2 protein-coding genes and 1 pseudogene are annotated in these 3,409 nt (G+C 50.0%); 2 read left to right on the plus strand and 1 reads right to left on the minus strand.

Annotation, left to right across the window (positions count from 1 at the left end):
- A pseudogene (locus tag ACTF7Q_RS10335) lies at positions 1–1,483 on the plus strand (hypothetical protein); the annotation flags it as partial.
- Between the two features lie 446 nt (positions 1,484–1,929).
- The gene (locus tag ACTF7Q_RS10340; protein WP_438997753.1) at positions 1,930–3,003 is read left to right on the plus strand and encodes a porin; all 1,074 of its coding nucleotides are present in this window, start codon (positions 1,930–1,932) and stop codon (positions 3,001–3,003) included.
- Positions 3,004–3,092: 89 nt separating this feature from the next.
- Here the strand turns inward: ACTF7Q_RS10340 and ACTF7Q_RS10345 are convergent, their stop codons facing one another.
- Positions 3,093–3,404 carry a HigA family addiction module antitoxin gene (locus ACTF7Q_RS10345; RefSeq protein WP_438997754.1) on the minus strand — a complete coding sequence of 104 codons (312 nt, stop codon included), beginning with the start codon at positions 3,402–3,404 and terminating at the stop codon, positions 3,093–3,095.
- Between the last annotated feature and the right edge of the window lie 5 nt (positions 3,405–3,409).

Consider the following 3,409-nt stretch of genomic DNA (forward strand, 5'->3'; position numbering starts at 1 on the left):
ACCTGACTTTTCGGCGCCCCTGCCAGCCGCCACGCAGATCCGGCTTGAGGTGGCAGAAATTCGGCGCAGTACAGGGCTGGCACAACAGATCTATATCACCTGGGAAAGCCCATATGATACGCGCCTGTCTGGTTGGCATGTGACAGCAACGGCACCTGATGGCACGGTACAAACCGCGCAAACCAGTGCCCCTGCGGCCATGTTCGATGTGATTGGTGATGATGGCGCTGATGCAGATTTATCTGCTAGTGACAGGCAGTCATGGCGGTTTTCCATTGCGCCGATCAGCTGGACAAGCCGTCGCGGGGTGCCCCTGCATCATCATGCGCCTTTGCCCGCCCTTGTCCAAACAGAAGCAGTGGCGGCACCAGAGGGATTGCGGGCAATCGCTGGACAGGGGTTGGTGCAATTACGCTGGACAGCGGTGGCTGATGCCGGATTGGCGCATTATGAGGTATGGGCACAGCAGGGACGCAGTAGCGAAACCAAGCTGGGTCAAACGACAGCAACAGCATGGACAGCCGCCGGATTGACAGCTGGTCAGCCTGTCCGTTTCCGGCTTCGTTATGTCCGGCATACAGGCCAGATATCGGCATTTTCACCGCAAGTGACAGCCACCGCATTGGCACCCATAACCGGACCAAGGGGGGATCGAGGTCAGCAAGGGCCACAAGGTGCCACAGGGGTGCGCGGACCCCAAGGGCCGCAAGGACCGCAAGGGGAAGGTATTGCGGATAACGGCTTTATCCTGGCGCCCCGCATCATCATGCCCACGCAAAAGGGCACAGGCTTTCATACCTTTACGCAGGATCGACGGATCAGCGCGCCTAAGTCGCCCGCCCGAAGCGGTATATTCACCTTTGGCCCGCTTCGGGTTGCCCCAGATGCCTTTTCCGCAACGCTATCTGATGCGGATAAAACAATTCTGACGTTTGATGATACGCATGGTGCCAATCGCCCTCAAAACGCCGAGGGCTATTTCAGCCGGTTCTGGTCACGCACGCCAAAACTGACCTTATCGAGTTTTTACCGTCCTGACACTGGCGCCCAGCCTTGGGGCGATATTTTGCGGGGGTTCCGCTGTCCGATCGAGATTTTTATCGGTGCGCCGGATCGTGGCGGCATTATGGTTGCCCGTGCGCATCGTATCCGTTCTGGTCTGTTTGATGCGACAGCTTATCATAATGCCCAGACCGAACATTATGCCACCTATCGGAATTTCAATGGCATTGTCAGCGTCAAGCTGGCGCGTGTGCATGTGCCAAAACCCAGTGGTGCTTCATTTAATGCGCGGGCTGGCTATACAGCCGAATATCGCATTGATATCGATATGGCACCGCATCTGGTCATCCCCCAGGGTCGATCACATCAGGCGATTTATATTCGGCTTCGGCTATCGGTCACCGGAACAGGCCGCTTGCGATCAGGTGGCGTGACGCATCTGTATGACAATTTCACCCTGACAGGATCAACTTTAACATAGCCGCCCAACATAGCAGTCCAGATATAGCCGCCCCCGATATGACCGCCCCGATATGACCGCCCCGATAATGCCCAGCAGATAAAATGGCGGAAAACCTAGATTTTTATGAAACTGCTTATTTAGAACAAACTAAATAGTTGTATTTATACAACAAATAATATTTGGTTTAAGGCCTAAACCCACTGTAAAAATTGAATAAACTGGCCCAAGGGCGCACTCATAACAAGAGATGTGCGGCATGGTGTCGTATATCTTTTACGTTATGGTTCGGCCTTTTCTTTTTCGGTGCCACGTCATGTCGCTTTATCCGTTTTAAAGCATCCGCCTTTTGGGTGCCTATCTTTCTAAACGGTTTGGTTCATGATTTGTCGAAAAAGCTGTTTTGTACGCACTCCCCGTTACGCCGTTCCGTTTGACATTTCATCAAACCGAAAGGGAGTTTCGAGATGAAAAGACTATTAATGACAACGACAGCCTTGATTGCGCTGGGCGGTGTTACTTCGGCGCTGGCTGATCTCAGCATCAGCGGTAATGCCCAATTTACATATAAATCTTGGTCGGATGATTATGTTGATGTTCCAGAAACTGACTCTGGAAACAACAACACATCAATGGGCGAAGGGCTGGAAATCTGGTTCAACGCTGATCAAACGGCTGACTCTGGTCTGACCTATGGTGCCGCCGCGCGTTTACGTGAAGGCACAACTGGCGTTGACCGTAACTATATCTATATGAGTGATGATTGGGGTAAAGTAACGGTTGGTCGCCAATGGGCACCGCTTTATTCAGGCTCGCTTGGTGCAGACTGGCGTGGAACCATCAAAGGGGGACAACAGCCAGCGCCAGATGCTGTACAGAAGGATAGTGGTATTATGACTGGTTCATATATTACCACATCAGGCAAAAGCTCAAAGATCATCTATGATTCACCAAGTATTTCCGGCCTGAAGCTAGGTGTTTCAATGGCTGATGCTGGTGGTGATAGCAAGGGTGACTCTACTTCATGGCGTGTTACATATGGCATGGATGTCATGGACGGTACTGGCTTAAAAGTGAGTTATGGAACTGAGTCAATGAAAGCTAAGGATTCTGTTGCAGCATCGACTGATAATGACATCACAGAAGTTGGTCTTGAGGTTTCAAGGGGTGACTTCACGTTGTCAGCTGTCCAGATTGGCAATGCAAAGGAGCGTAATAAGAAAGAGGCAGATGCCAAAACTGCAAAAACATCTGACCAGGAAGCCACTGAAATCGAATTGGCCTATAATGCAACGGATGCCCTGACCTTGAATTTCATCAATTTCAAGAACAAGGAAGATGCAGGGACGCATATGGGTGATGAATATTCATCCAATGCACTTGGAGTGAAATACACGATTGCGCCCGGTTTAACGGCTAATCTTATTTACACCATGAGTGAATATACCGATGCGACTAAGGAAGTTAAGGCTACAGAAGCAAAAGAAAACAAAAGTAATGATGCAACAGCCACATATGTTCAAATCCGGATGAGCTTCTAATCATCTGAATTTGATAAGGTTTACATCAATAAAGAAAGAGGGGCTTAGGCTCCTCTTTTTTATGCCGCAACTGTTTATGCTGCAACTGTTTATGCCGCAACTGGCGGTTCTATTAGGGGTTTGATATGGTCGATGACTGCTTGTCTGGCGCAACTCAATTCATAAAATTTTTGAAGATTGAGCCAGAATTCAGCCGACATGTTGAATGCCTTGCCGAGCCGGATCGCGGTGTCGGCGGTGATAGTTTGTTTGCCCTTAACGATGCGGTTGATGCGAACAGGGGCTACATTGATTGTCTTGGCCAGACGATATTCACTAATGCCGTATTCCTCTAGGAATTCAGCCAGATGTTCGCCTGGGTGAATAGGTGCCTGAAGAATAGGCGATTGTAATTTAGGCATATTTT

Source organism: Puniceispirillum sp. (SeqCode), from assembly GCF_965657105.1.
Classification (GTDB): Bacteria; Pseudomonadota; Alphaproteobacteria; order Puniceispirillales; family Puniceispirillaceae; genus Puniceispirillum.

Bases quoted from the DNA above. Each gene is read 5' to 3' on its own strand.
- ACTF7Q_RS10340 (WP_438997753.1), top strand. From the start codon at position 1,930: ATGAAAAGACTATTAATGACAACGACAGCCTTGATTGCGCTGGGCGGT.
- ACTF7Q_RS10345 (WP_438997754.1), bottom strand. From the start codon at position 3,404: ATGCCTAAATTACAATCGCCTATTCTTCAGGCACCTATTCACCCAGGC.